The organism is Lentzea sp. NPDC020367 (assembly GCF_044387305.1).
Classification (GTDB): Bacteria; Actinomycetota; Actinomycetes; order Mycobacteriales; family Pseudonocardiaceae; genus Lentzea.
On record NZ_JBIRVV010000013.1, the window covers coordinates 222,972 to 248,210 of the forward strand.

Below are 25,239 nucleotides of genomic sequence, written 5' to 3' on the forward strand. Positions count from 1 at the left end.
GCGACGGTAGCGGGATTCGCTAGCGCTGCCACCACTTCTTGCGGATCACGTCGACGATCACGCAGGTGATGTTGTCCGGGCCGCCGTTGCCGTTCGCCAGTGCGATCAGCTGCCAGGCCGCGTCCGTTCCGTCCTCAGTGGACAGTAGGATCTCGTGGACGTCGTCGATGTCCGTGTAGTCCGTCAGGCCGTCGCTGCACAACAGGTAGCGGTCCTCGACCTTGGCCTGGTGCCACGTCAGATCCGGGTCGTGCGAGTTGCCGGACTGCAAGGCGCGCAACACGTAGGCGCGGCGCGGATGGACGAGCGCCTCCTCTGGCGTCATGCGACCGGCGTCCACCAAGGCCTGCACCATGGTGTGGTCGTGGGAGATCTGGCGGAGCTCGCCTTCCCGGAGCAGGTACGCGCGGGAGTCGCCGATGTGCGCCAACTGGAAGGCGAGGCCCTCCCAGCGGATGGCGGTGAGGGTGGTGCCGGCGCCCTGGGGCGTCTCGGCGTCGAGTCTGCGCGCGATCTCGGAGACCGCGGGGCCCAGGTCGCCCTGCCAGCTCGCCAGGACGTTCACCGCGAGCGCGCTGGCCACTTCGCCGTGCTCGTGGCCGCCCATGCCGTCCGCCACGGCCTGCAGGTCCGCGCGGACGTAGACCGAGTCCTCGTTGTGCTCGCGAACGAGCCCAGGATCGGTCGCCACGGCGATGCGCAGCTCGTGTGTCATGCCTCCAGTACACCAGTTGTGAAGTGAGTTCACAAGCAATACGGTTGTGAACATGGATGAGACGGTCAACGCCGGTGACATCGCGCGCCTCGCTGATGTGGGGCGGGCGGCGGTGTCGAACTGGCGGCGGCGGTTCGAGGACTTCCCGTCACCGGTCGGCGGGACGGCCTCAAGTCCGTTGTACCTGTTGCGCGACGTGGAGTCATGGCTTCGGCGCAACGGGAAACCGTTCCGTGTCTCACCGGCCGAGCGGCTGTGGACCCAACTGCGGACCGCCGACGACCTGAAGCTCGGCGAGGCGCTGGCCGCGGTCGAGGCCGACGCGCAGACGTTCGAGTTCCTGCACGAGCGCTACCTCGAAGCCCACTCGCGGCTGCTGAATCCCACTCCGTCCGAGGTCATCGAGGTCGTGCTGGCCACGACCGACGGTGACACGGTGATCGATCCGGCGTGCGGCACGGGCAGTTTGCTGAAGGCTTCCAGGGCCCGGAACAAGATCGGGCAGGAGCTCGATCCCGTCTCGGCGGTGATCGCGCGCCGCCGAATGCCGCACGCGCAGATCTACACCGGCGACTCGTTGCGGCACAACGGCGTCCAGGAGAAGGCCGACGCGGTGGTGTGCGATCCGCCGTGGCACGACCGGGCGTGGGGCCACGAGGAACTGGTGGGCGACGCCCGCTGGACCTACGGGCTGCCACCGCGCGGCGAACCCGAGCTGGCGTGGTTGCAGCACTGCCTGTCGCTGACGAAACCCGGAGGGCTGGTCGCGGTGCTGCTGCCGTCGGCGGCGGCGTCCCGCAGGCCCGGCAAGCGGATTCGCGGCAACCTGCTGCGCGCCGGCGCCCTGCGCGCCGTGATGACCGTGCAGCCGGGACGCGATCTGTGGCTGCTGCGCAACCCGATCGGCCGCGCGCCAGAACACATCGCACTGCTGGAGGCGCCCGGTCCGCTCGACCCGAACACACGGGTCATCGACCTGCTGGACGACGACGTCGACCTCAGTCCATCGCGCCGCAACGACACCGACGCGTCCGCCTATCTCGCCGCGCAACCGACGTTCGTGCTGACCTCGTTGCCCGAACTGCAGGAGCAGCCCTCTCCCCCGATGACGACGATCGGCGAGCTGGTCCGCGCGGCCCCCGGCAAGCACGTCGTCACGTCCCCGACCGGCGCGACGTACGAGATCGATCCGCGCAAGGTCGACCCCGACTTCCTAGAGGGCGTGCTGCGTGCCGCGTTCGCCAGGACGCCGACCGGCTCGACCCGCCTCGACGTGCGCCGCACCCAGGTCCCGTCGCTCCCGCTGGCCGGACAACGGCGGTACGGACAGGCGTTCGCGCAGCTCAAGGCACTGGAAGCAGGTCTGGAAGAGGCCGCCGCGCTGGTCCGTTTGGGCTACAATGGACTCCTGAGCGGACAGGTCGGTCCGGCGTGATTCCGGCAGATTCACCCGTTCGGAACGTCCTGAAACGCTGTTACGGTCGCCTCGCGTACGAGGAAGCGCGGGGTCAGCGAACAGGCGACGGCAGTTAGGCTTCCCGGGTGCTGATCGCCGACCGCTACGAGATCGACGACCTGCCGCTGGGGCGGGGTGGCATGGGTGCCGTGCACAAGGGGCGGGACCTGCGCCTGGATCGCCGGGTCGCGGTCAAGCTGCTGCGCCTGCCCGGCAGCGATGACGAGGTGGCGCAACGGTTCGCGCGCGAAGCGAGGATCGTCGCCAAGCTGGAGCACCCCGGAGTGCCCGTCCTGTACGACTTCGGGACGTACGAGCAGCGCCTGTTCCAGGTCATGCAGTTCGTCGACGGCGTCACGGTCGCCGACCTGGTCGGCGAGTTCGGCCCGCTGCCCCAGGCGTGGGCCGCGAACATCGCCGCGCAGACCGCCGCGGTCCTCGCCGCCGCGCACGAACGCGGCATCTGCCACCGCGACCTCAAGCCCACCAACCTGATGCTGTGCCCGGACGGCGCGGTGAAGGTGCTGGACTTCGGGCTCGCGCTGCTGCGGGAGAGCGACGTCGCGCCGTTCAGCCGGGCCGGCCAGATCCTCGGCACGCCCTCGTACATGGCGCCGGAGCAGATTCAGCGCGGGATCGCCGAGCCGCGCAGCGACCTGTACGCGCTGGGGTGCGTACTGCACGAGATGCTGACGGGCGAGCAACTCTTCACCGGGCCGACGGCGTACGCGGTGTTCGACAAGCACGTCAAGGAGCCGCCGCCGCGGCTGCCCGGCGCGCTCGACCCCGTGGTGCAGCGGCTGCTGGCCAAGGACCCCGGCGGGCGGCCGGCGACGGCGCTGGAGGTTTTCGAGGACCTGCAAGGGTTTGCGCAGGATCCGCCGGCGTTGCCCGGGTTCGTGCGGGACGGGTCGACGGCGATGTACTCGAGCGTGCAGGTCAGGCCGGGATTCGGTTCACCTCGTGATCACCGGTCGCCCACAGGTGCTGCACCGCGTACGCCCGCCACGGTCGCCACGCCTCCGAACGCCTGACCAGCGCCGCCGGCGTCGACGGCAGGCCCAGGGCTTCCGCGGCCAACCGGATACCGAGGTCGGTCGGCAGGAACGCGTCGGGATCGCCCAAAGAGCGCATCAGGATCGACTCGACGGTCCACGGGCCGAAGCCGGGCAGCGACGAAAGCCATTCGCGCGCAACGGTTCGGTCGGCGCTGGGCGAGAGGTCCAAACCGGACTCCAGTGCGCCGAGCAACGCGGCCATCGTGCGGCGGCGGGACTCGGGCATGGCCAGCTCGCCGACGTCGAACGACAGCGGGAACAGGAACAGGTCACCCACCGGCGTCCCATGAGCGGCGACCAGGCGTGCGGCGTGCGTGCGCGCGGCCTTCGTTGACACTTGCTGGCCCAGCACGGCGCGAATGGCGAACTCCGCGCCGTCCGCCGTGCGCGGCACACGGCGGCCGGGCGCGGCGGAAACCAGCGGCGCCAAAAGCGGATCCGCGGACAACGCAGCATCGACCACCAATGGATCGGCGTCGAGGTCCAGCAGAAACCGGCAAAGGTCTAGAGCACTGGCCAAATCGCGAGAATCGGACAGTTCCAGCGTGCAGGCGACGTGCTCGGGGAACGGCCGCAATGCGACGATCCCGAATCCGCAAGGAAGTCGCAAGGTTCGCCGGTAGACACCGTCGCGCCACTCCTCCACTCCGGGCACGGCGGTGGCGATGAGGTGGCCGAACAGGTTGTCGGGACACAGAGGTGCTTGAAAGTGCAAGTGTTCCGAGAACGTGTCGAGCTGCATGTCCACCAGCATGGCGCCATTCCAAGCGAGACGCTGGCGGGAAAGCGACATCATTCTGGACGGGGCCAACCGGGTGACCTGCTTCGCGGCGCGAAATTCCGTGGCTAGGCTGGCTGTCGCGCCGTGGCAGCAGTTGTCAGATTCAGCATGGAAGGGCGGCGTCGCGTGCGATGAGAGCGGCTTGGACGCGGTTGTCGCACCGAAGTTTCGTCAGCAGTCGGCTGACGTGGGCCTTGATCGCCCCTTCCGAGAGGTACATGAGCCTAGCGATGCGCGCGTTCGCCATGCCCTGCGCCAGATACACCAGCACTTCTTGCTCGCGTCGAGTGAGCAGGCCGATGCGGCTGCGCGCGGCGTCACGGCGTTCCGAGTCGGCGCCGGTGAAGTGGTCGATCAACGCGCGCGTCGCGGACGGCGAGAGGATCGCTTCTCCTGCTGCGACGGCACGCACGGCACTCACCAACGCGTCGGGTTCGCCGCTCTTGAACAGGAATCCCGCCGCGCCGGCCCGCAACGCGGGGAAGAGCATCTCCTCGGTCTGCCGGGTGCACAGCATGATCACCTGGGTACCGGGCACGTGCCTACGCACCATCCGCACCGCCGCGAGGCCTTCCATGCCGGGCATGGACGCGTCCATCAGCAGCACCTGCGGGCGTTGGCGCCGCGCGAGTTCGAGCGCGCCACCGCCGTCACCGGCTTCACCGACCACGACGACGTTGCCGGAACGCTCCAGCACACCGCGGACTCCCGTGCGGATCAGAACCTCGTCGTCAGCGATGCCAACGGTGATCGTGCGCGGCTTGTCCACCAGTTGCAGACCTGCGCTCGCCCACGAGGTGCTCGTCGTCAACGTCATGCGCACTCCCTGTCAGACCGGACCAGTCTCCAGTTTGTTCCCGAACGAGGAACTCAGGAAGGCAGGCATAACGAGCAGGTTGCGAACCGTCTCGCGCGCACGGAGGCGTAACGGGTTGCACATAACGGCCCACCGCTTACGACCTGCGCGAACATCAGACCGAGACAGGAACAGCCGGCCGTTACGGCTTGAGGAGAGGGACTCATGAGCAGCAACGGACGTTGCGCACTGTGCGACGGAACGATGCCTCCCGCCACCTCCGAGCAACGCAGGTCCTATTGCTCCAACGCGTGCCGCCAACGGGCGTATCGCCGCCGTGCCACCGTTTCCACGACAACGCCTCCCACCAGGCAGAACCTGCGCGTCCTCTCGAACCTGCCCGCGGCGCGTGACACGTTCATCGGCCGTCAGCAAGAGCTGTCGAAACTCGACCAGCTGTTGCGCAGGCATCGTCTCGTTACACTCGTGGGCAGTGCGGGTGCGGGTAAGACGAGGCTCGCGCTGGAGGCCGCGGGACGGCTGCGGCGCGGGCGAACGGACCGGGTCCTGCTCGTCGCGCTGGGCGAGATCACCGCTTCCCGAGACGTCGTGCCGGCCCTCGCCGACGCGCTCGGAGTGGCCGCGGAGACCGACGAACCGTTGCGCGACACCGTGGTCGAGACGCTCAAGAACATGAAGGCGGTCGTAGTCCTCGACAACTGCGAACACCTCCTCGACACGTGCGCCGAACTCACCGACACGCTGCTGAACCGCTGTCCCGGCGTGCGGGTGCTCGCGACGTCACGCGAAGCCCTGTGGATCACCGGCGAGGTCAGCTTCCACGTCGAGGGTTTACCTGTTCCCTCAACGGATCGGGACCTGGTCACGACGGCGGCGCCGCGTTCCGAGGCCGTGAAGCTCTTCGTGGACCGGGCCCGCGAACGCAAGCCCGACTTCCGGCTGACCGTCGACAACACCGCCGCGGTCGCGTTGTTGTGCGCGCGACTAGAGGGCATGCCGCTCGCGATCGAACTCGCGGCGCGGTGGGTGCAGGTGCTGCCGGTCGCGGACATCTGCGACCGCATGGACGAACCGTTGGAGCTGCTGACGCTGGGCTGCCGCAAGTCGCCGTCGCGCCAGAGTTCGTTACGTGAGGCCATCGACTGGAGCTACCAACTGCTGCAACCGGACGAGCAGTTCGCGTTGCGGCGGCTCTCGGTGTTCGACGGCGGCTTCGACCTGGCCGCGGCCACCGAGGTCTGCTCGTCGGAACGCTCCGCGGAACCCGTGCTGGACGTGCTGTCCCGGCTGCAGGCGAAGTCGTTGCTGACGGCCGTGCCGGGCACGACCCGGTTCCGGCAGCTGGAGTCGGTTCGGTTGCACGCCAGGGAGAAGCTGCTGGCGGCCGGCGAGCTCGACATGGCCTACGAGGCGCTGGCCCGCTGGTTCACCGACCTGTCGGACGTGCTGATCACCGCGCCGCTGTCGGTGCCCGCGGACGTGCAGCTCAAGCTCGACAACCACGTCGACAGCCTGCTCGGCACGGTCGAGTGGGCGGCGGATCGTGGTGACGAACGGTTGTTGCTGCTGACCTCCTCGCTGGCCGACTGCGCGGCCCGGCGCGGACGACTCGGCCAGGCGCGCGTGCTGCTGCGGGACGCGCTGCGGCGACCGTCCACAAGGGACGACTACCGGTGCGTGGCCCTCAACCACGCCGCGCGGTTCGCGGCCGAGCAGGGCGACCACGACGAGGCCGTCGAACTCTCCAGCGAGGCGTCGCGGCTGGTGCCGGCCAGCGCGACGGCCTTGGCGATGAGCTGTCGCAGCACGCTGGCGGCGGTGCAGCAGTCGTCCGGCGAGTGGGAGGCGTCGAACGCGAACAGCACCGAGTGCCTGCGGGTCGCGGAGCTGCTGGGCGAGCCTCTCGCCCGTGCGGCGTGCTTGGTGGACCTCGCGCGCACGGCGTTGTCGTTGGGCAAGCACGAACGCGCCGAGAAGAACGTCATGAAGGCGTTGCCGATCTCGCGCGCGTCGGGCATGCCCGCGCGCATTGCCTCCGCACTGACCACACGCGGCGCCGTCGCGTTGGTGCAGGGCGACCTGGACGAGGCCACGCACGCCTTCCAGGAGGCGTTGCGGATGGACGGCATCAACCCGTTGACCGCCCCCGACGCCTTGGAAGGCCTCGCCGTGGTCGCCGTGACGCGTGGTCAGGCTGAGCGCGCGCTACGGATCGAAGCAACGGGACGCGCGCTCAGGCGGTCTGTCGGTGTGGTGCCGAACCCGTTCTGGGCGGAGAAGGTCGCCGTGGCCATGCGCACCGCACGACTGATGCTGTCCGTCGCGCGCGCAGAGGCGGCCTCCACGCCGTTGACCGCCGCGGAGACCGAGGCGTTCATCCAGGACGAGGTGTGGCTCGATCGCACGGAAGCCGCGTTCGATTCGCTCGACGACCACGAACGACGCGTGATCGCGTTGCTCGCCACGGGACTGACGAACCAGCAGATCGCGAACCGGCTGAACGTGTCGCTGCGGACGGTGGCCTCGCGGCTGCAGCGCCTGCGCGACAAGCTCGGGCTGCAGAGCCGCGAGGACATCGCGGCCTGGGGTGCGGAACGCGCTATCGGCTGAGCGCGTACACGTTCACCCACAGCCGGCAGATCTCCTTGGCCGCGACTCGGGCGTCGGACGCCGTGCAGGCCGCCAGCTTCAGCACGTCGGCGTCACGGGCCGCGGTGGCGTTGGGAATCGCGAGCACGGTCATCCCAGCCGCGTGCGCGGAGCGGATGCCCGACGCCGAGTCCTCGATCGCGAGGACGTTCACGGGGTCGAGGCCGAGCTTGCGCGCCGCGAGCAGGTACGGGTCGGGCGCGGGCTTGCCGTTCTGGACGTCGTCGCCCGTCACGATCGCCTCGACGTGCCGGCGCAGCCCGGACGCCGACGCGGCGGCCCTGACGTATCGCCGCGGCGACGCCGACACCAGCCCGACCGGCCCGAGTTCGGCCGCGAGAGCGACAAGCTCCGCCGCGCCGGGCAGCATCCCGAACGTGCCGCGCGCGATCGCGTCCACCATGCCGTCCACGCACTCCGACGCCGCACGCTCCGGCGTGAGGCCGTGGCACCGTTCGGCGAGGTAGGCACTCCAGTTCGCCGTGCTCGTGCCCTGGATCGCGGTCCAGTCGGTGGAGGTCCAGTGGTGGTCGTGGCGGGCCGCGACGGCGCCGATCACCTGGTTCCACGTCGCGGCGCTGTCGACGAGGGTCTCGTCGAGGTCGAAGACGGTCGCCAGCAGCGTCATCGCGCCACCACGCCCTCCGGCACGAACGCCGCGAGCTGCTCGATGGACACCAGCTTCAGCGAGTGCTGGTCCGCGAACGCCCTGAGCTGCGGCAACCGCGCGACACCGCCGTCCTCGTCGCAGACCTCGCTGATCACCGCGACCGGCGCGAACCCGACCAGCCGCATCAGTTCGACGGCGGCCTCGGTGTGCCCGCGCCGTTCTTGGAGGCCACCTGCCCTGGCGCGCAACGGAAACACGTGGCCGGGCCGGCGCACGTCCTGCGGCGAGCTCGCCGGATCGGCGAGGACGCGCAGGGTGCGGGCGCGGTCGGCTGCGGAGATGCCGGACTCGATGCCGCTCTTGGCGTCGACGGAGACCGTGTAGGCCGTGCCTTCGGGGTCCTCGTTGTCCTCGACCATCAACGGCAGCCGCATCCGGTCGGCGATCTCAGGGGCCACCGGCGCGCAGATCAGGCCACTCGTGTGCCGCACGTAGAACGCCAGCGCCTGCGGGGTGGCGTGTTCGGCGGCCATGATCAGGTCGCCTTCGTTCTCGCGGTCCTCGTCGTCGACGACGATCACCGGGCGGCCTGCGCGCAGGTCGAAGATGGCAGCCTGGACCGAGTCGAGGCTTGGTGTGCGTTTTGCCTGTTCAGGAACGGTGAGGTTCACGTCCTCATCGTTGGGAACGGGCGGGGGTGACGCTCGGCGGACCAGTCGGTTTGACCCGAAGGTGCGAACTTCGCGCCGGTCGTGGCGAGCAGGTGGTCGCGCCCGTCTGGATCGATGCGGCAGCGGAGAAACGCTTTGGCATGGAACGAAGTCAGGCCCGAAGAGAGTTCGTCTCGGAACCCTGCCAATGGTTAACCAACTAGACAGAGACCGGACATCCAGGGCACCTAAACCGTTTTCGGACTGCTCCATTCGAGTGACGGCAGAGGTCTAGACCTTGACCTTCGAGTGGTCTAAACCACATCGTTCCGGTACCCCCTGCGACTGAGGAGACCGATGTCCAAGTTCCGATGGCATCTAGCTGCTCTCTTCGCGGCTGTCGCCGCGATGGTCCTCGGAATCGTCGTCGTGCCCGCTGCTAGCGGTGCCGGTGGCGTTTCCGCCACGTTCTCCAAGGGTTCTGACTGGGGAACTGGCTTCGAGGGCAAGTACACGATCAAGAACAACAGCGCGGCGGCCCTGACGTCGTGGACCGTCGAGTTCACGCTCCCCGCCAACCACAAGGTCACCTCGCTGTGGGACGGCTCGTACACGACGAGCGGCCAGACCGTCACGGTCAAGAACACCTGGAACGGCAGCATCGGTGTCGGCGGGTCGGCGAGCTTCGGCTTCAACGGCTCCTACACCGGCGCGTTCGGTGCGCCGACCAACTGCAAGCTCAACGGTGGCTCGTGTGAGGCCGGCGGGACGAACCCGACGACCACCACCACGACGTCGACCACGACGACTACCACCACCACGACCACCACTACGACGACCACGACCGGTGGTCCGCAGCCCGGTGGCAAGATCAACCTCGGCTACTTCACCGAGTGGGGCACGTACCCCGCGCGCAACTACCTGCCGAAGAACATCGACACGTCCGGCACGGCAGCCAACATCACGCACATCAACTACTCGTTCGGCAACGTGACGAACGGGCAGTGCGTCATCGGTGAGTCGTTCCCGGCGATCGAGAAGTCGTACACGGCGGCCGAGTCGGTCGACGGCGTCGCTGACGTGTGGGACGCGCCGGTGCGCGGTGCCTTCAACCAGCTGATCAAGCTGAAGAAGAAGTACCCGCACATCAAGATCCTCTACTCCTTCGGTGGCTGGACCTGGTCCGGTGGCTTCGGTGCCGCCGCTCGGGACGACAACACCGCGCGCGACTTCGCGAACTCCTGCTACAACCTGCTCGAGGACCCGCGTTGGGCGAGCCTGTTCGACGGCATCGACATCGACTGGGAGTACCCCAACGCCTGTGGCCTGAGCTGTGACGCCAGCGGCACGGAGGCGTACCCGCGGTTGATGAAGGCGCTGCGCGACAAGTTCGGTCAGAACTACCTCGTCACCTCGGCGATCACGGCTGACGGCACCAACGGCGGCAAGATCGACGCTGCCAACTACAGTGGCGCGGCGCAGTACGTCAACTGGTACAACGTCATGACGTACGACTACTTCGGTTCCTGGGCGGCGCAGGGCCCGACGGCTCCGCACTCCCCGCTGACGTCCTACAACGGCATCCCGACCGCCGGCTTCTACTCGGACGCGGCGATCCAGAAGCTGAAGGGCAAGGGCGTTCCGTCCAGCAAGCTCCTGCTCGGCATCGGCTTCTACGGCCGCGGCTGGTCCGGCGTGACGCAGGACGCCCCTGGTGGCACGGCGACCGGCCCCGCGCCGGGCATCGAGCCGGGCAACCAGAACTACAACGTGCTCAAGACGCAGTGCCCCGCCACGGGCACGGTCGCGGGCACGGCTTACGCCAAGTGTGGTGACCAGTGGTGGAGCTACGACACCCCGTCCACCATCACCGGCAAGATGGGTTACGCGAAGACCCAGGGTCTCGGTGGCGCCTTCTTCTGGGAGATGTCCGGAGACACCTCGAACGGTGAGCTCGTCAAAGCGATGAAGAGCGGTCTCAACTAGTTCTTCTAAACGCCGGGAGGGGAGCTGGGTCAACCCAGCTCCCCTTTTGTTTTGCCCGAAAATCAGCAGAACACCTGGTCCAACAGTCTGCGGTAGCCGTCACCAGGGCTCGCGCCGTCGGCCGCCTCGGTGAGCGACAGTTCGAGGCGCTTGCCGTTCGGCGTGCCGACCATCATCGTCCCGTAGCCGTGGATCTGGCCGTCGTGGCCGTAGATCGTCGTGCCGCAGGGCAACGACGCGACCGCGAGGCCCAGGCCGTAGTCGGGGCTCACCGCCGACGTCTTCGTCAGTTCCCTCTGCTGCAAGGGTTTGAGCAGCTTCCCGGCCAGCAGTGCCGTCAGGAACGTGTCCAGGTCGCGGGTCGTCGAGATCATCTCCCCCGCCGCCCAGCCCCACGACGGGTTGAGCCGTGTGACGTCCACGGGTTTGCCCGACGCATCGGGGTAGTAGCCGTGCGCGTGCGGGCCCGGCACCTCCACCGAGTTCCTCGGCAGCTCGGTGTCGTTGAGGTGCAACGGCTTCAGGATCCGCTGCTCGACCGCCTGCTGGAACGGCCTGCCGGTGATCTTCTCGACGAGCAGGCCGGCGACGACGTAGTTGGTGTTGGAGTAGCTCCATTGCGTGCCGGGCTCGAAGTCGAGCGGCTTGGACGTCGAGACCGCGAGAAGCTCCTGCGGCGTCCAGCTCTTGAAGCGGACGGACGGGAAGCCCGCGGGGTCGAGCGGCAAGGCGTCCGTGTAGTTGTAGAGGCCGCTGGTGTGCTGCAACAGCTGCCGGACGGTGATGCGGTCGTCCACCAGGCCGGGCAGGTGACGCGACACCGGCACGTCCAGTTCGAGCTTCCCCTCCCCCGCGAGTTGCAGCACCACGGTCGACACGAACGGCTTCGTGACGCTGCCGATGCGGAAGGTTCCGTTGTGCGGCACGGGTTTGCGAGAGCCCAGCTCGGCGACGCCGGAACGGACGGTGTCACGCCCGTTGATCCGCGCCTGGATGCCCAGTGCGCCACCGGACTTCGTGAGCTGGTCGATGATCTCCTGCACGGCCCCCTGCCGGGCCGGTGCCGCTGAGGCGACACCGGCCGTGGCGAGCAGGGTGGCCGCGGTGAGTGCGGCTACCAGTCTCATGATCAGCAGAAGACCTCGGTGAGGAGCTTGTTGAAGGCGTCACCGGGGTTGCCCTCGGTGGGGCCGCTGGTGGCGTTGAGCTCGAAGCGCTTCTTGCTGTCCGGCGTCGTCAGCAGCTGCGACGAGTAGCCGGGGATGCCGCCGCCGTGGCCCCACACCTTGGTGCCGCACGGCAGGGTCTCGACCTGCAGGCCGAGGCCGTACTCGGGGCTCACGGCCGTGGTCTTGCTGATCTCCTGCTGCTGCGCGGGCTTGAGCAGCTTGCCGCTCGACAACGCCGTGACGAACGTGTCCAGGTCGCGGGTCGTGGAGATCATCTCACCGGCGGCCCAGGCGACCGACGGGTTCATGCGGGTGATCTCGGTCGGCTGACCCTTGACGGTGTAGTAGGCGCGCGCGTGCGGGCCGCTGATGCCGACCTTGTCGCCGGGCAGCTCGGTGTCGTTGAGGTGCAACGGCTTCAGGATCCGCTGCTCGACGGCCTTCTCGTACGGCTTGCCGGTGATCTTCTCGACCAGCAGGCCGGCGACGACGTAGTTGGTGTTGGAGTAGCTCCACTGCGTGCCGGGCTCGAAGTCGAGCGGCTTGGACGTCGAGACCGCGAGCAGCTCCTGCGGCGTCCAGCTCTTGTAGCGGATCTGCTCGAACTCGTCCGGGTTGAGCGGCAACGCGTTGGTGTAGTTGAAGAGTCCGCTCGTGTGCTGCAGGACCTGGCGCACGGTGATGCGGCCGTCGATCAGGCCGGGCAGGTACCGGACGACCGGCGCGTCCAGGTCGACCTTCCCCTCACCGGCGAGTTGCAGCGTCACCGTCGACACGAACGTCTTGGTGATGCTGCCGACGCGGAACCTGCCGTTCTCCGGCACCGGCCGGTTGCCGTCCAGTTCGGCCTTCCCGGAACTGGCGGTGAAGCGCTGCCGCCCGTCCGTGACCCTCGCCTGCACGCCCAGAGCCGCCCCGCTCTGCGTGATCTGGTCCAAGGCCTGCTGGATGACCTTGCGGTCGACGCTCGACGTGTCCGCGGACGCGATGCCCGCGGTGGTCAGTGCCAGCAGGCTCGTCGCGGTGACTGTGGCTACCAATCGAATCCCCATGCTCACACCATGTCGAGGTGTGGCGTCAGCCCGCATCCACCTTCAGTCGTACGGGTGCCCTAGGGGTGTCCCCTGCTCCGTTCAGCGTCAGTACGGGCGTTTTGCTGCTTTCATGGCCGAAACGAGCATGGGACGCACTTTCGGCCAATGCGCGTCCTTCTGGCACGAGAACGGCGGCAGGAAGCCACCGCACCTGCCGGAACTGGCGCCGATCTCCCAGACGAAACTCGGCACGCCCAGGTCGTCGTACACCCAGTCGTCGGTCGCGCCGGACGCGTTGTAGAGGATCTCGCCCGGCTGGCCCGCGGTGAAGCCGGACAGCGCGGCCTGCTCGTCCGCCATCTTGCGCAGGGCCGCGTCGTTGCCGGTCTTCTGCGTGCTCCAGCCCCACGGGAAGAGCACGTAGTCGCCGTAGCTGTGCATGGAGATCACGGCGCCGGTGGTGTCGGCGGAGGCGGCCGCGGTGTCGCCGGGCGCGCGGGTGTCGCGGTAGAGCTTGCGCCACAGCGATTCCAGGGCCTGGACCTCGACCTCGGAGTCGGCGCGCGTACCGCGGTAGGTCTCGCTGCACTTGTTCGTGGACGAGCCGACCTCGCCCCAGTGCGAGCCGGCGTTGCGGTTGAGGTCCACGCCGCGGGAGCCCGAGGTGCAGGTGCCGTTGGCGTTCTTGCGCTGCAGGACGGGCGAGTCGCCGCCGGACTCCACGATCTCGACGCCGTCCGGGTTGGCGATCGGGACGACCCAGACCTCCAGGTCGGCGAGCATCGCGGTGAGATCCGAGCCGACCAGGTCGTCGATGAAACGCCACGCCATGTCGCCGGTGGTGATTTCACGTGCGTGGAGCTGGCCCATCACGAACAGGCGGGGCTTTGGCGCGGTGGGCGACAATGCGCAGTCACCTGGGCTTTTCCGCGTTATGCAGAGGGCTTTCAGGTCGTATCCGCCGCCGCCCTGGGTCTTGCGCCAGGAGTCGCCGTAGTCGACGACCGTGGCGAGATCGGGGTGCGCTTGAGCGACTTCGTCCAGGTGAGCGAACTGCGCGGTGATGGTGCGATAGCCGCCGTAATAAGTCGTGTCCGCGAGGGAGCGCGGCGACCGTTGGGACGGGGGCATCGCCGTCTCGACGGTGGACGGGAAGCCGTCCGCGCGGAGCTTCTGCGAGGTCCGCGGGTCGCCGACGACGAACAGGTCGTCGCCGTCACGCTGTTCCAACACGTCGTAACCGAGGCGCAACAACCGTTGGGCAGAATCACCCTTGGGCGCAGGCACTCGCAGCACGTATGTCGCTTGTGGACCTTCCGCAGGCGCCGGCGCGGGACTCAGCAGCAGGGCCAGGCAGGCGAACAGGGCGACGGCGGTCCTCATGATCAACGATGATCGACCGTTCCGCTGATCACCGCCAGTCCGTTCGACCGACCGGATGATTACCGTCCGGTTCTTGGGACGGAGAAAGCGCCCACTTGGCGCGCTGTGACGAAAATCAATAGGATTTCACCCAGCATCGCAGCGGTTATTGTGCTTTCACGGCCGAAACCGACTCGACGAACAGCGAGGTTCGCAGACACCCAGCCACCGGAAGAAACGGGAGCGCAAGCCATGGATCATCTGTACAACGACGGTGTCGCTGAGATCTCCCTTCTGGACTTCCCCTGGCGCGGTTCTCTCGCGGACGACGACGAGGGGCTGGAGCCGACCATCGTCCGCAGCATGGACTGACAAAACTCGGGGGTTCCCCATGACCGGCCTGTCCACCGTCGTCAAGGGCACCGGCCCGGCTCTCCTGCTCGTGCACGGCGCGGGCGGCAGCATCCAGGCCAACTACGGACCGATCCTCGGAACCCTGACCCAGTACTTCACCGTCATCGCGCCGGACCTGCCGGGCTCTGGCGGTTCACCGAAGGCCTCGGGGGCTCTCGACCTGGAGAAGCTCGCCGACGACCTGGTGGACGTCGCGGTCAAGGCTGGGCACGAGTCGTTCTTCGTGTCCGGCTACTCGATGGGCTGCGCGGTCGCCGCCACGGCGGCCGTGCGGCATCCGGACCGGGTGCGCGGGCTGGTCCTGAGCGCTCCGTTCACGAAGATCGACGCCGCGACCAAGGCCAAGATCGACGAGTGGAAGTCGCTGCTCGACGGGTCCCGCTCGGTGCTGTCGAGGTTCATCCTTTCGGTGATGTGCAGCAGGGAGTACCTGGCCCGGCTCACTCCCGCGCAGGCGGAGGGCTTCGCCGAGCTGATCGGCGCGAGCGTGCCGACGGGCTCCCCCGCGCACGTCGACCTGATCCTGAAGATCGACCTGACCGACCTGTTGCCGCAGATCACGCAGCCGACGCTGGTGATCGGCGCGTCCGGTGACCAGTTGCTGTCGCGGGAGCTGGGCAAGGAGGTCTCGGACCTCGTCCCCGGATCGAAGTACTCCGACATCGCCTGCGGTCACGCGATCGCGCTGGAGTCCGCGATGCCGTGGGCACGGCTGATCACCGACTATCTGACGTCTGTGTAGTGCGGAGGCGGTGGGCCAACGCCGTGTGGCGGCGGCCCGCCCCCACCGTTCGCACAGCCTGGCCGATGGCTCGTTTGCTGCCCACGAGCACCACGAGCTTCTTCGCGCGCGTGACGGCGGTGTAGAGCAGGTTGCGTTGCAGCATCATCCACGCGCTGGTCGTGATCGGGATGACCACGCACGGGTACTCGCTGCCCTGTGAGCGGTGGATGGTCATGGCGTAGGCGTGACTGAGCTCGTCCAGTTCGGAGAACTCGTAGTCGACCTCCTCGTCCTCGTCGGTGCGGATGGTCAGCTTCTGCTCGACCGGGTCCAGCGCGATGACGACGCCGAGGGTGCCGTTGAAGACGCCGTTCTTGCCCTTGTCGTAGTTGTTGCGGATCTGGGTGACCTTGTCGCCGAGCTTGAACACCCTGCCGCCGAAGCGCTTCTCCGGCAGGCCGTCCTTCGACGGCGTCAGGGCTTCCTGGAGCACGGTGTTGAGCGCGCCCGCGCCGGCCGGGCCGCGGTGCATCGGGGCGAGGACCTGGATGTCCCTGCGCGGGTCGAGGCGGAACTTGCGCGGGATGCGGTTCGCGACGACGTCGACGGTCAGCGTCGCCGCTTCCTCGGCCTCGTCGGTGCTGAACAGGAAGAAGTCCGGCATGCCCTGGACGACCGGGTAGTCGCCGCTGTTGATGCGGTGGGCGTTCGTGACGACGCCGGACTCCTGGGCCTGGCGGAAGATGTGCGTCAGGCGGACGTTCGGGATCGGGCTTCCCTGCGCCAGCACGTCTCTGAGCACCTCTCCAGCGCCGACGGACGGTAACTGGTCGACGTCGCCCACGAGCAGCAGGTGGGCGCCGGGCGGGACGGCCTTCACGAGCTTGTTGGCCAGCAACAGGTCCAGCATCGAGGCCTCGTCCACGACCACGAGGTCGGCGTCGAGCGGGCGGTCGCGGTCGAACGCCGCGTCACCGCCGGGCTTGAGTTCGAGCAGGCGGTGGACGGTGCGGGCCTCGTGGCCGGTCAGCTCGGTGAGGCGCTTCGCGGCGCGTCCGGTGGGAGCGGCCAGGACGATCTTGGCCCCCTTCGCCTTGGCCAGCCGGACGATCGACCGGACCGTGAAGCTCTTGCCGCAGCCGGGGCCGCCGGTCAGCACGGCGACCTTCTGCGTGAGGGCGAGTTTCACCGCCGCCGACTGGTGTTCTTCGAGGTCGGTGCCCAGCCAGGCGATGGCCTTGTCCCAGTTCACGGTGGCGAAGCTCGGCATGCGGTCGTTGTCCGCGTGCAGCAGGCGTTTGAGCTGCGCGGCCATCGAGATCTCCGCGCGGTGGAACGGGATCAGGTAGACGGCGATCTCGTCGTCCGGCAGTTCCTCCCTGACGACGCCCTCTTCCTCGACCAGTTCAGCGAGGCAGTCGATGACCAGGCCGGTGTCGACCTGGAGGATCTTGATGGCCTCGGCGATGAGGGCCTGTTCCGGCAGGTAGCAGTTGCCGTTCGTGGTGGCCTCGGAGAGCGTGAACTGCAGGCCGGCCTTGACGCGTTGCGGGCTGTCGTGCGGGATGCCGACAGCCTTCGCGATGACGTCGGCGGTCTTGAAGCCGATCCCCCAGACGTCGCTGGCCAGGCGATACGGCTCGTTCTTCACGACGTCGATGGCCTTGTCCGCGTACTGCTTGTAGACGCGGACGGCGAGGCTCGTGGAGACGCCGACGCCCTGGAGGAAGACCATGACCTCCTTGATGGCCTTCTGCTCCTCCCACGCGTCCGCGATGAGCTTGGTGCGCTTCGGGCCGAGCTTCGGGACCTCGATCAGTCTGTGCGGCTCGTTCTCGATGACGTCCAGGGCGTCGACGCCGAAGTGGGTGACGATCTTGTCCGCGAGCACCGGGCCGATGCCCTTGATCAGGCCGGAGCCGAGGTAGCGGCGGATGCCCTGGATCGTCGCGGGCAGGATCGTCGTGTAGTCGTCGACGAGGAACTGCTTGCCGTACTGCGGGTGCGAGCCCCAGGTGCCGCGCATGCGGATCGACTCGCCGGGCTGCGCGCCGAGCAGCGCTCCGACGACCGTGACCAGGTCACCTCGGCCGGTGTCGACCTTGGCGACGGTGTAGCCGTTGTCCTCGTTGGCGTACGTGATCCTCTCCAGGACCGCTTCGAGGACGTTCATGGTGCGAACCTACATCTCGGGTCTGCACACGATCTTCACAACTTGTCCCGGCGTCCTCCACGACATACCCATAAAGTCGCCGGCATGACAGGTCAGCGCAGGGTGCTCGTCGTGGAGGACGACATCACGATCGCCGAGTCCGTGGCCGTGCGGCTGCGTGCGGAGGGCTTCGTGGTGTCGGTGGCTCATGACGGGCCTTCCGGGGTGGCTCTGGCCGCGTCTTTTGTGCCTGACCTGGTGGTTCTGGACGTGATGCTGCCGGGGTTCGACGGGCTCGAGGTGTGCCGGCGGATCCAGGCGTCGCGTTCGGTGCCGGTGCTGATGCTGACCGCGCGGGGGGACGAGACCGATCTGCTGGTCGGGCTCGCCGTGGGTGCCGACGACTACCTGACGAAGCCGTTCTCGATGCGCGAACTGGCGGCACGGGTGCACGTGCTGCTTCGCCGGGTGTCGCGGGCGGTGTCGTCGCAGTCGCTGGAGCTCGGGGACCTGCTGATCGACCTGTCCTCGCGGCGGGTGTCCCGTTCCGGGGTCGAGGCCCATCTGACGCCCACCGAATACGACCTGCTGGTGTTCCTCGCTGAGCGGCCGTCCGCCGTGCAGGCCAGGGAGCGGTTGCTGGCGGAGGCTTGCGGGTGGCACGAGGGAGCGTCGTCGCGGACGGTCGACTCGCACGTGAAGGCGTTGCGGCGCAAGCTCGGCGCCGACCTGATCCGGACCGTGCACGGGGTGGGGTACGCGCTGGAGATACCTCAGCGGAAGGTGTCTTCGTGAAGCGGTTGCTGGATCTGCTGGACCTGTTGCCGCGTCCGCTGGACTCGGTGCGGTCGATCAAGCTCAAGCTCGGGATCGTGATCGTGGTGTCCGGGTGTGTGTCGTTCGCCTACTTCCGTTACGTGACCGGGTGGTTGCCGCCTCGGACGACGCTGATCGCGTTGGTGTTGGGGTTGCTGACCTCGCAGTTGCTCGCGCACGGCATGACTTCGCCGTTGCGGGAGATGACTTCCGCTGCCCGGTCGATGGCTTCCGGGGACTACTCGCGGTCGGTCCGTGCGACGTCTTCTGACGAGGTCGGGCAGCTCGCCGAGGCGTTCACGGTGATGGCCGCCGACCTCGCCGCCGCCGACCAGCAGCGGCGGGAGTTGATCGCGAACGTGTCGCATGAGCTGCGGACACCGATCTCCGCCTTGCAGGCGGTGTTGGAGAACGTGGTCGACGGGGTGGCTTCTGCTGATGGGGCGACCATGCGGACCGCGTTGGCGCAGACCGAGCGGTTGGGGCGGCTCGTGACCGAGCTGCTGGACCTGTCGAAGATCGATGCCGGGGTGCTGTCGCTGAAGCGGGAGACGTTGTCGGTGTCGTCCCTGGCGGCTGATGTGGTGGCCGAGGCCGCGGTGGCGGCCCCCGCTGCCTCGTTCTCGATCGACGTGGCAGGGGATCTGACTGTTTTCGCTGATGGGGAGCGGTTGCACCAGGTGTTGGTGAACCTGGTGGACAACGCTGCCCGGCACGGACCCACCGGGGGGTTGGTGTCCGTGTCCGGGTATGCGTCCGTGGGTGCTGTGGTGCTGGAGGTCCGGGACGAAGGGCCGGGAATCGCGCCGGCCGAGCGGTCGCGGATCTTCGAGAGGTTCACCCGAGGGGAGAGGGCGGGCGGTGGCGGGACCGGGCTCGGGCTCGCCATCGCCCGGTGGGTGGTGGACCTGCACGGCGGGACGATCGCCGTGGTGGACCCCGGATCGTGCATCCGGGTGACTTTGCCTCGCTGACCTTGGTTTTTTCCTGACTGACTTGCCCGCACCCGCTTGGCTGGTGTGGCGGTGAAGCACGCCCGTTTCCGGGCTTGGGAGAGAGACATGACTGACTCGACGCCTCCGGCCGACTCGTCCGAGACGCCCGCGGAGAAGGCCGCCTCGCGGCGGAAGTACCGGAACTTCCGGAAGGTCGGGTATCGGCCCGTTTCCGGGGAAGGGGAGCCGGCGGGTGCCGGGGGCTCGCCGGACCCCGAGGAGGCTGGGCAGGAGGCCGAGGCAGGCTCTCGCAGGGGTACCCCCGAGCCGGGAACCCCTACAACTCAACCTACTCAGGAGGTCCGACAAGATCAGCCTGCGAGCGAGAGCCCTGCCGAGGCAGCGCAGCCGACGGGCAAGAACTCCAGCGAGGCGGCGCGGCCAGCGAGCGAGAAGCCCGATGAGGCCGCTCAGCCCACTCCGCCTGCCCAGCCCGCGCAGGTCGTCACCGCCACCCTGCCCCCGCCCTCCCCGTGGCAGGGCCCGCCCCGCTACCCCGCCGCAACGGCCGCCATGGCCACGCCGGGCCTCCCGTTCCTGCCCTGGTGGCGCCCACCCACGACCGGCGCGCCCAGCAAAGCCCTGGTCGCGGGCCTGATCGCGGGCCTGGCCGGTGCGTTCCTCGCCGTGCCGAACAACGGCATCGGCTGGTTCCTCGCCGGGCTGGCGGGCATCGCCGGGGTGCTGTTCTACGCGGGCAAGCCGACCGTCGAGCGGGCGCTGTGGCTGGCGGGCGCGCTGGCGTTCCTCGCGATGGGCTTCCTGCGGGCCGCGGAGTGGGTGTTCCCGCTCAGCCTGATGGCGTCGATGTTGTGCGGGTCGATCGCGATGGCCGGCGGCAAGACGGTCAAGGGGCTCGTGTTCGGCGCTGTGGGCGTGGGGCTGGGCGGGCTGCGGTCCATTCCGTGGGTGGCCAAGGGGTTCCGCAGGGCCGGGCCGGTCGGGATCCGGCCGTTCGTGTCCGTTGGTGTGGCGTTGGTGCTGTTGCTGGTCTTCGGGTCCTTGCTGGCCGGGGCGGACAAGGGGTTCAACGACTTCCTCGAAGGCCTGGTGCCGGACCTCGAAATCGGCGCCTACGTGCAGAAGGCGTTCTACGGAGTCGTTGCGGCACTTGGTGCTCTGGGGGCTTGCTACCTCGTGGCGGCACCTCCGCAGATCAACGAGGACGCGGAGGGCAAGCCCGGGACGTTGCGGCTCAAGGACTACGGGCTGCCGGTCGGCGTGCTCGTGTTGCTGTTCACCGGGTTCGTGGGGACGCAGCTCGCGGTCCTGTTCGGTGGCGAGGCCTACGTGATGAAGACGGCGGGCGTGACGTTCGCCGAGTACGCGCGGACCGGCTTCTGGCAGCTGCTATGGGTCACCATTCTCACGCTCGGCGTAATTGCCGGTGTCGCGCGGTTCGCCGTGAAGAAGACGGCGCGGGAACAGTTGTGGCTGCGGGTGTTGCTCGGTTCACTGGCTGTTCTGACGCTGGTCATCGTCGCGAGTGCCTTGAGCCGCATGTGGTTCTACCAGCAGGCGTACGGGTGGACGGTGTTGCGGCTGCTCGTCGCGTCCTGCGAGGTGTGGCTGGCGGTGGTGTACCTGATGGTGATCGCGAGCGGGATCTCGTTGCGCGCCAACTGGTTGCCGAAGGCGATCGTCGGTACCGGCGCGGCCTTCTTCCTCGCGGTGGTGGCGATGAACCCCGAACGGGTGGTCGCCGACTACAACGTGTCGCGGTTCGAGGCGACGCAGAAGATCGACACCTACTACCTGTCGCAGTTGTCCGAGGACGCGGTGCCGGCGTTGGTCCGGTTGCCCGCGCACGAACGCTCGTGTGCCTTGCGGTGGATGAAGAATCGCACCGTCGAGCAGGACTGGCGGGAGTGGAACCTGGCGCGCCACAACGCAAAGAAGTCACTCGAAAGTGTTGCGGTGACTGAGGTCACTTGTGAGGACGCGTACTCCGGCGAGAGGTAAATGGTTACAACACTGTAAAGTTGCTCAGCTACCAGTTGCCGAGAGGGTGAGAAGTGACGCTGACGTGACGATCGCGGCTGAACCCGTTGTCCTTCGATCGATGTTCACCGCAGGCGAGGCGCCCACACCGCGCACCCTCCTGGACATCCTGCGCGCGAGTGCCGAGAAGCACCCGAACGCGCTGGCCGTCGACGACGGCACCACCGCGCTGACGTACCGCGCACTGATCACCGAAGTTCAGGAACTGTCCGAAAAGCTCAACGCGGAAGGCGTCGGGGTCGGCGACCGAGTAGGCATTCGCGTGCCGTCCGGGACCGTCGACCTCTACGTCTCGATCCTGGCGACCCTCGCGGCCGGCGCGGCCTACGTGCCCGTCGACTTCGAGGACCCCGACGAGCGCGCCGAACTCGTTTTCGGTGAGGCACAGGTGAGTGCCGTGCTCGGCGAGGGCCGATCCCTTGTGCCGCACGGCACCACGCTCGGCGTGCCCGGCGAACCCGGTCTGGACAACGACGCGTGGATCATCTTCACGTCCGGTTCGACCGGCAAGCCCAAGGGCGTCGCCGTGACGCACCGCAACGCCGCCGCGTTCGTGGACGCCGAGGCGCGGCTGTTCCTGACCGACGAGCCGATCGGGCCGGAGGACCGCGTTCTCGCCGGGCTCTCCGTCGCGTTCGACGCCTCCTGCGAGGAGATGTGGCTCGCGTGGCGTTACGGCGCCTGCCTGGTGCCCGCGCCGCGCTCGCTGGTGCGCACCGGCATGGACCTGGGTCCGTGGCTGGTCGAGCAGGAGATCACCGTCGTGTCCACGGTTCCGACGCTGGCCGCGCTGTGGCCCGTCGAGGCGCTGGACGACGTGCGGCTGCTGATCTTCGGCGGCGAGGCCTGCCCGCCGGAACTGGCCGAGCGGCTCGCCATGGACGGCCGCGAGGTCTGGAACACCTACGGGCCGACGGAAGCGACCGTCGTCGCCTGCGCCGCGCGGATGGACGGCACCGGCCCCGTGCGCATCGGCCTGCCGCTGGACGGCTGGGAACTCGTCGTCGTCGACGCGGCCGGTGAGGTCGTGCCGATGGGCGAGTCCGGCGAACTGGTGATCGGCGGCGTCGGCCTCGCGCGCTACCTGGACGAAGCCAAGGACGCGGAGAAGTACGCGGCGCTGCCCTCGATGGGCTGGGACCGCGCGTACCGCAGCGGTGACATGGTCCGCGCCGAGCCGGAAGGCCTCGTCTTCCTCGGCCGCGCGGACGAGCAGATCAAGCTCGGCGGCCGCCGGATCGAGCTCGGCGAGGTGGACGCGGCGCTGGCCGCGCTGCCCGGTATCGCCGGTGCCGCCGCCGCCGTGCGCACGACCCGTGGCGGCAACCAGATCCTCGTCGGCTACGTGGTGGTCGACGGCGAGTTCGACCAGGACGCCGCCGTCGAGCAGTTGCGCGGCGAACTGCCTGCCGCGCTCGTCCCGTTGATCGCCGTCGTCGAGACGCTGCCGACGCGCACGTCCGGCAAGGTCGACCGCGCCGCGCTGCCGTGGCCGCTGGCGTCGATGGACACCGCGGGCGTGGTGTTCTCCGGTCTCGAAGGCTGGCTCGCGGAGCAGTGGGCCGCCGTGCTCGGCTCCGGACCGGCCTCCGAAGGCGCGAACTTCTTCTCGTCCGGCGGTAGCTCGCTGGGCGCCGCCCAACTCGTCTCGATGATCCGCACGCGGTACCCCAGCACGTCGGTGCAGGACATCTACCAGAACCCGACGCTGTACAAGCTGGCCCGCCGCCTGGAGTCGTACGGCGAGACGGCCGAGGTGCGCGAGGTCGCGCCGACGCCGCGCTGGACCGGCGTCGTGCAGACGCTGCTGATGATCCCGCTGCTCACGATCTCCGGCGCGCGCTGGGTCGTGGGGCTGACGGCGTTGTCGAACGTGCTGGGCTGGACGTCGGTGTCGTGGTGGTGGGTCGCCGCGGGGTTCGTGGTGTTCCTGAGCCCCGCCGGACGGCTGGCGATCTCCGCCGGCGGCGCGCGGTTGCTGCTGCGCGGTGTGAAGCCCGGCGAGTACCCGCGCGGCGGTTCCGTGCACCTGCGCCTGTGGACCGCCGAGATGCTGGCGCAGATGTCGCGCGCCACCGAGCTTTCCGGCTCCTGGGTCACGCACTACGCGCGGGCGTTGGGCGCGAAGATCGGCCCCGGTGTCGACCTGCACTCGTTGCCGCCGGTCACCGGCATGCTGAAGGTCGGGCGCGGCGCCGCCGTCGAACCCGAGGTCGACCTGTCCGGCTGGTGGCTGGACGGCGACAGGCTGCGCATCGGCCGCATCCGGATCGGCGCCGGCGCGACCGTGGGTGCACGCAGCACGCTGTTCCCCGGCGCGCGGATCGGCAAGAAGGCCGAGGTGGCGCCCGGTTCGGGTGTCGTCCGGTCCGTGCCGACCGGTCAGCGCTGGTCAGGCGTGCCCGCCACCCGTGAGGGCAAGGCGTCGCGCTCGTTCCCGTCGCGTCGTCCCACGCGGTCGCGCTTCTGGAACCTGATGTACGGCGTCTCGTCCGGCCTGCTGGCCGTGCTGCCGCTGCTGGCGGCGGCTCCGGCCCTGCTCTACGTGCTGCGCAGGCCCGTTTCCCTGACTTCGGCGCTGTGGGACGTGCCGGTCGCCTCCGCGATCTGGTTCGGCTCGTACGCGCTGATCGTGCTGGTCGCCGTGCGTCTGCTGGGCATCGGCATGCGCGAGGGCTACTACGCCGTGCACAGCCGTGTGGCGTGGGCGGCGTGGACGACCGAGCGGTTGATGAACAACGCGCGCACGGCCCTGTTCCCGCTGTACGCGTCGCTGTTCACACCCGTGTGGCTGCGACTGCTCGGCATGAAGGTCGGCCGCAACGTCGAGGCGTCCACCGTGGTCGCGCTGCCGAAGATGACGCGCGTGGGCGACGGGGCGTTCCTGGCCGACGACACGATGGTCGCGACGTACGAGCTCGGCGGCGGCTGGCTGCGGATCGCCACGGCCCGTGTGGGCAAGCGGGCGTTCCTGGGCAATTCGGGCATGACCGCGCCCGGCCGCAACGTGCCGAAGGGCGGGCTCGTGGGCGTGCTGTCGGCGGCGCCGAAGCGGGCCAAGGCCGGGTCGTCGTACCTGGGCATGCCGCCGATGAAGCTGCCGCGCGCCGCCGAGGTGTCGGACCAGTCGCGCACGTTCAACCCGCCCAGGCGGTTGATGTGGGCGCGGGCGCTGGTCGAGCTGTGCCGGTTCGTCCCGGTGATGCTGAACGTGGCTCTCGTCGTGCTGGTGCTGTTCGCGTTGAAGGAGTTCGGGCTCTGGTGGTCCGGCGTCGTGCTGCTGGGCGCCGGTGTGGCCGCGTGCCTGGTCGCCGTCGTCGCCAAGTGGACGCTCGTGGGCCGCTTCAAGGTGCGTGAGTACCCGCTGTGGTCGGCTTTCGTGTGGCGCAACGAGCTCGCGGACACGTTCGTCGAGGTGCTCGCGGTGCCGTGGCTGATCGGGTTCTCCGGCGGCACGCCGCTGATGAACCTGTGGCTGCGCTCGCTGGGCGCGTCGGTCGGCCGTGGCGTGTGGTGCGAGTCGTACTGGCTGCCCGAGGCGGACCTGGTGTCGCTGGGCGCCGGCGCGTCGGTCAACCGCGGCTGCGTCGTGCAGACGCACCTGTTCCACGACCGGATCCTGCGCATGGACAGGGTTTCCCTCGCGGCGGGCGCTACTTTGGGCCCGCACGGCATCGTGCTTCCCGGCGCGTCCGTCGGCGCTCACACCACGATCGGACCCGCCTCGCTCGTCATGCGCGGAGAGGATGTACCGTCGGGAACCCGTTGGCTGGGCAACCCGATCTCCGCGTGGACATGAGCTTCTCCGTACATCATTACGCACTAGAGCTTGACTACAAGCCGCACTCCG

At 68.6% G+C, this 25,239-nt stretch carries 18 protein-coding genes; 9 read left to right on the top strand and 9 right to left on the bottom strand.

What is annotated here, in order from left to right; all coding sequences use genetic code 11:
* Positions 1–19: 19 nt before the first annotated feature.
* Positions 20–715 (bottom strand): protein phosphatase 2C domain-containing protein, encoded by a 696-nt coding sequence (locus ACH413_RS38530; protein ID WP_360043731.1) that lies wholly within the window; start codon positions 713–715, stop codon positions 20–22.
* Between the two features lie 52 nt (positions 716–767).
* Here ACH413_RS38530 and ACH413_RS38535 point away from each other — a divergent pair, with 52 nt between their 5' ends.
* Together ACH413_RS38535 and ACH413_RS38540 are read left to right on the top strand one after the other, a co-directional pair.
* Positions 768–2,150, top strand: a complete 1,383-nt coding sequence (locus ACH413_RS38535; protein ID WP_360043728.1) for an N-6 DNA methylase — start codon at positions 768–770, stop codon at positions 2,148–2,150.
* Between the two features lie 107 nt (positions 2,151–2,257).
* Positions 2,258–3,205, top strand: a complete 948-nt coding sequence (locus tag ACH413_RS38540; RefSeq protein ID WP_360043725.1) for a serine/threonine-protein kinase — start codon at positions 2,258–2,260, stop codon at positions 3,203–3,205.
* Here ACH413_RS38540 and ACH413_RS38545 read toward each other — a convergent pair.
* On the bottom strand, positions 3,111–3,983 hold the full coding sequence (locus tag ACH413_RS38545; RefSeq protein ID WP_396425539.1) for a DNA-3-methyladenine glycosylase family protein: 873 nt from the start codon (positions 3,981–3,983) through the stop codon (positions 3,111–3,113). The genes ACH413_RS38540 and ACH413_RS38545 overlap by 95 nt on opposite strands.
* 130 nt (positions 3,984–4,113) lie before the next feature.
* Entirely contained in the window at positions 4,114–4,827 is a 714-nt protein-coding gene (locus ACH413_RS38550; protein WP_360043723.1) for a response regulator transcription factor, read from the bottom strand.
* 204 nt (positions 4,828–5,031) lie between these two features.
* On the opposite strand from ACH413_RS38550, the gene ACH413_RS38555 reads away from it, so the two are divergent.
* Positions 5,032–7,437, top strand: coding sequence for a LuxR C-terminal-related transcriptional regulator (locus ACH413_RS38555; RefSeq protein ID WP_360043720.1), 2,406 nt, complete (start codon positions 5,032–5,034; stop codon positions 7,435–7,437).
* Here ACH413_RS38555 and ACH413_RS38560 read toward each other — a convergent pair.
* Complete coding sequence (locus tag ACH413_RS38560) at positions 7,427–8,104, bottom strand: HAD family phosphatase (protein ID WP_360043717.1); 678 nt, start codon at positions 8,102–8,104, stop codon at positions 7,427–7,429. The two genes, ACH413_RS38555 and ACH413_RS38560, sit on opposite strands and share 11 nt — an antisense overlap.
* Entirely contained in the window at positions 8,101–8,757 is a 657-nt protein-coding gene (gene ribB / locus ACH413_RS38565; protein WP_360043714.1) for a 3,4-dihydroxy-2-butanone-4-phosphate synthase, read from the bottom strand. The genes ACH413_RS38560 and ribB overlap by 4 nt, the downstream gene beginning before the upstream one ends.
* Positions 8,758–9,093: 336 nt before the next feature.
* Here ribB and ACH413_RS38570 point away from each other — a divergent pair, with 336 nt between their 5' ends.
* Positions 9,094–10,722 (top strand): glycosyl hydrolase family 18 protein, encoded by a 1,629-nt coding sequence (locus ACH413_RS38570; protein ID WP_360043711.1) that lies wholly within the window; start codon positions 9,094–9,096, stop codon positions 10,720–10,722.
* Between the two features lie 62 nt (positions 10,723–10,784).
* Here ACH413_RS38570 and ACH413_RS38575 read toward each other — a convergent pair whose 3' ends face one another.
* The 3 genes from ACH413_RS38575 to ACH413_RS38585 all read right to left on the bottom strand — a co-directional run bounded on the left by ACH413_RS38575 (position 10,785) and on the right by ACH413_RS38585 (position 14,308).
* Positions 10,785–11,849: a serine hydrolase domain-containing protein gene (locus tag ACH413_RS38575; RefSeq protein ID WP_360043708.1), complete on the bottom strand. Its 1,065-nt coding sequence runs from the start codon at positions 11,847–11,849 to the stop codon at positions 10,785–10,787.
* Positions 11,850–11,851: 2 nt separating this feature from the next.
* A complete protein-coding gene (locus ACH413_RS38580; RefSeq protein WP_360043705.1) occupies positions 11,852–12,943 on the bottom strand; it encodes a serine hydrolase domain-containing protein in 1,092 nt (363 codons plus the stop codon).
* A gap of 87 nt (positions 12,944–13,030) precedes the next feature.
* Entirely contained in the window at positions 13,031–14,308 is a 1,278-nt protein-coding gene (locus ACH413_RS38585; RefSeq protein WP_360043702.1) for a M14 family zinc carboxypeptidase, read from the bottom strand.
* Between the two features lie 370 nt (positions 14,309–14,678).
* Between ACH413_RS38585 and ACH413_RS38590 the strand changes: the two genes are divergently transcribed.
* Positions 14,679–15,443 (top strand): alpha/beta fold hydrolase, encoded by a 765-nt coding sequence (locus ACH413_RS38590; RefSeq protein WP_360043700.1) that lies wholly within the window; start codon positions 14,679–14,681, stop codon positions 15,441–15,443.
* Here ACH413_RS38590 and ACH413_RS38595 read toward each other — a convergent pair.
* Entirely contained in the window at positions 15,418–17,598 is a 2,181-nt protein-coding gene (locus ACH413_RS38595; RefSeq protein ID WP_360043697.1) for an ATP-dependent RecD-like DNA helicase, read from the bottom strand. The two genes, ACH413_RS38590 and ACH413_RS38595, sit on opposite strands and share 26 nt — an antisense overlap.
* 84 nt (positions 17,599–17,682) lie before the next feature.
* On the opposite strand from ACH413_RS38595, the gene ACH413_RS38600 reads away from it, so the two are divergent.
* The 4 genes from ACH413_RS38600 (at position 17,683) to ACH413_RS38615 (ending at position 25,188) form a co-directional block, all read left to right on the top strand.
* Positions 17,683–18,372: a response regulator transcription factor gene (locus ACH413_RS38600; RefSeq protein WP_360043694.1), complete on the top strand. Its 690-nt coding sequence runs from the start codon at positions 17,683–17,685 to the stop codon at positions 18,370–18,372.
* Positions 18,369–19,367, top strand: a complete 999-nt coding sequence (locus ACH413_RS38605) for a HAMP domain-containing sensor histidine kinase (protein WP_360043690.1) — start codon at positions 18,369–18,371, stop codon at positions 19,365–19,367. Before ACH413_RS38600 ends, ACH413_RS38605 begins: the two co-directional genes overlap by 4 nt.
* Positions 19,368–19,454: 87 nt before the next feature.
* Positions 19,455–21,350: a DUF4153 domain-containing protein gene (locus tag ACH413_RS38610; protein WP_360043688.1), complete on the top strand. Its 1,896-nt coding sequence runs from the start codon at positions 19,455–19,457 to the stop codon at positions 21,348–21,350.
* Between the two features lie 100 nt (positions 21,351–21,450).
* Positions 21,451–25,188 (top strand): Pls/PosA family non-ribosomal peptide synthetase, encoded by a 3,738-nt coding sequence (locus ACH413_RS38615; protein WP_360043685.1) that lies wholly within the window; start codon positions 21,451–21,453, stop codon positions 25,186–25,188.
* Positions 25,189–25,239: the final 51 nt, after the last annotated feature.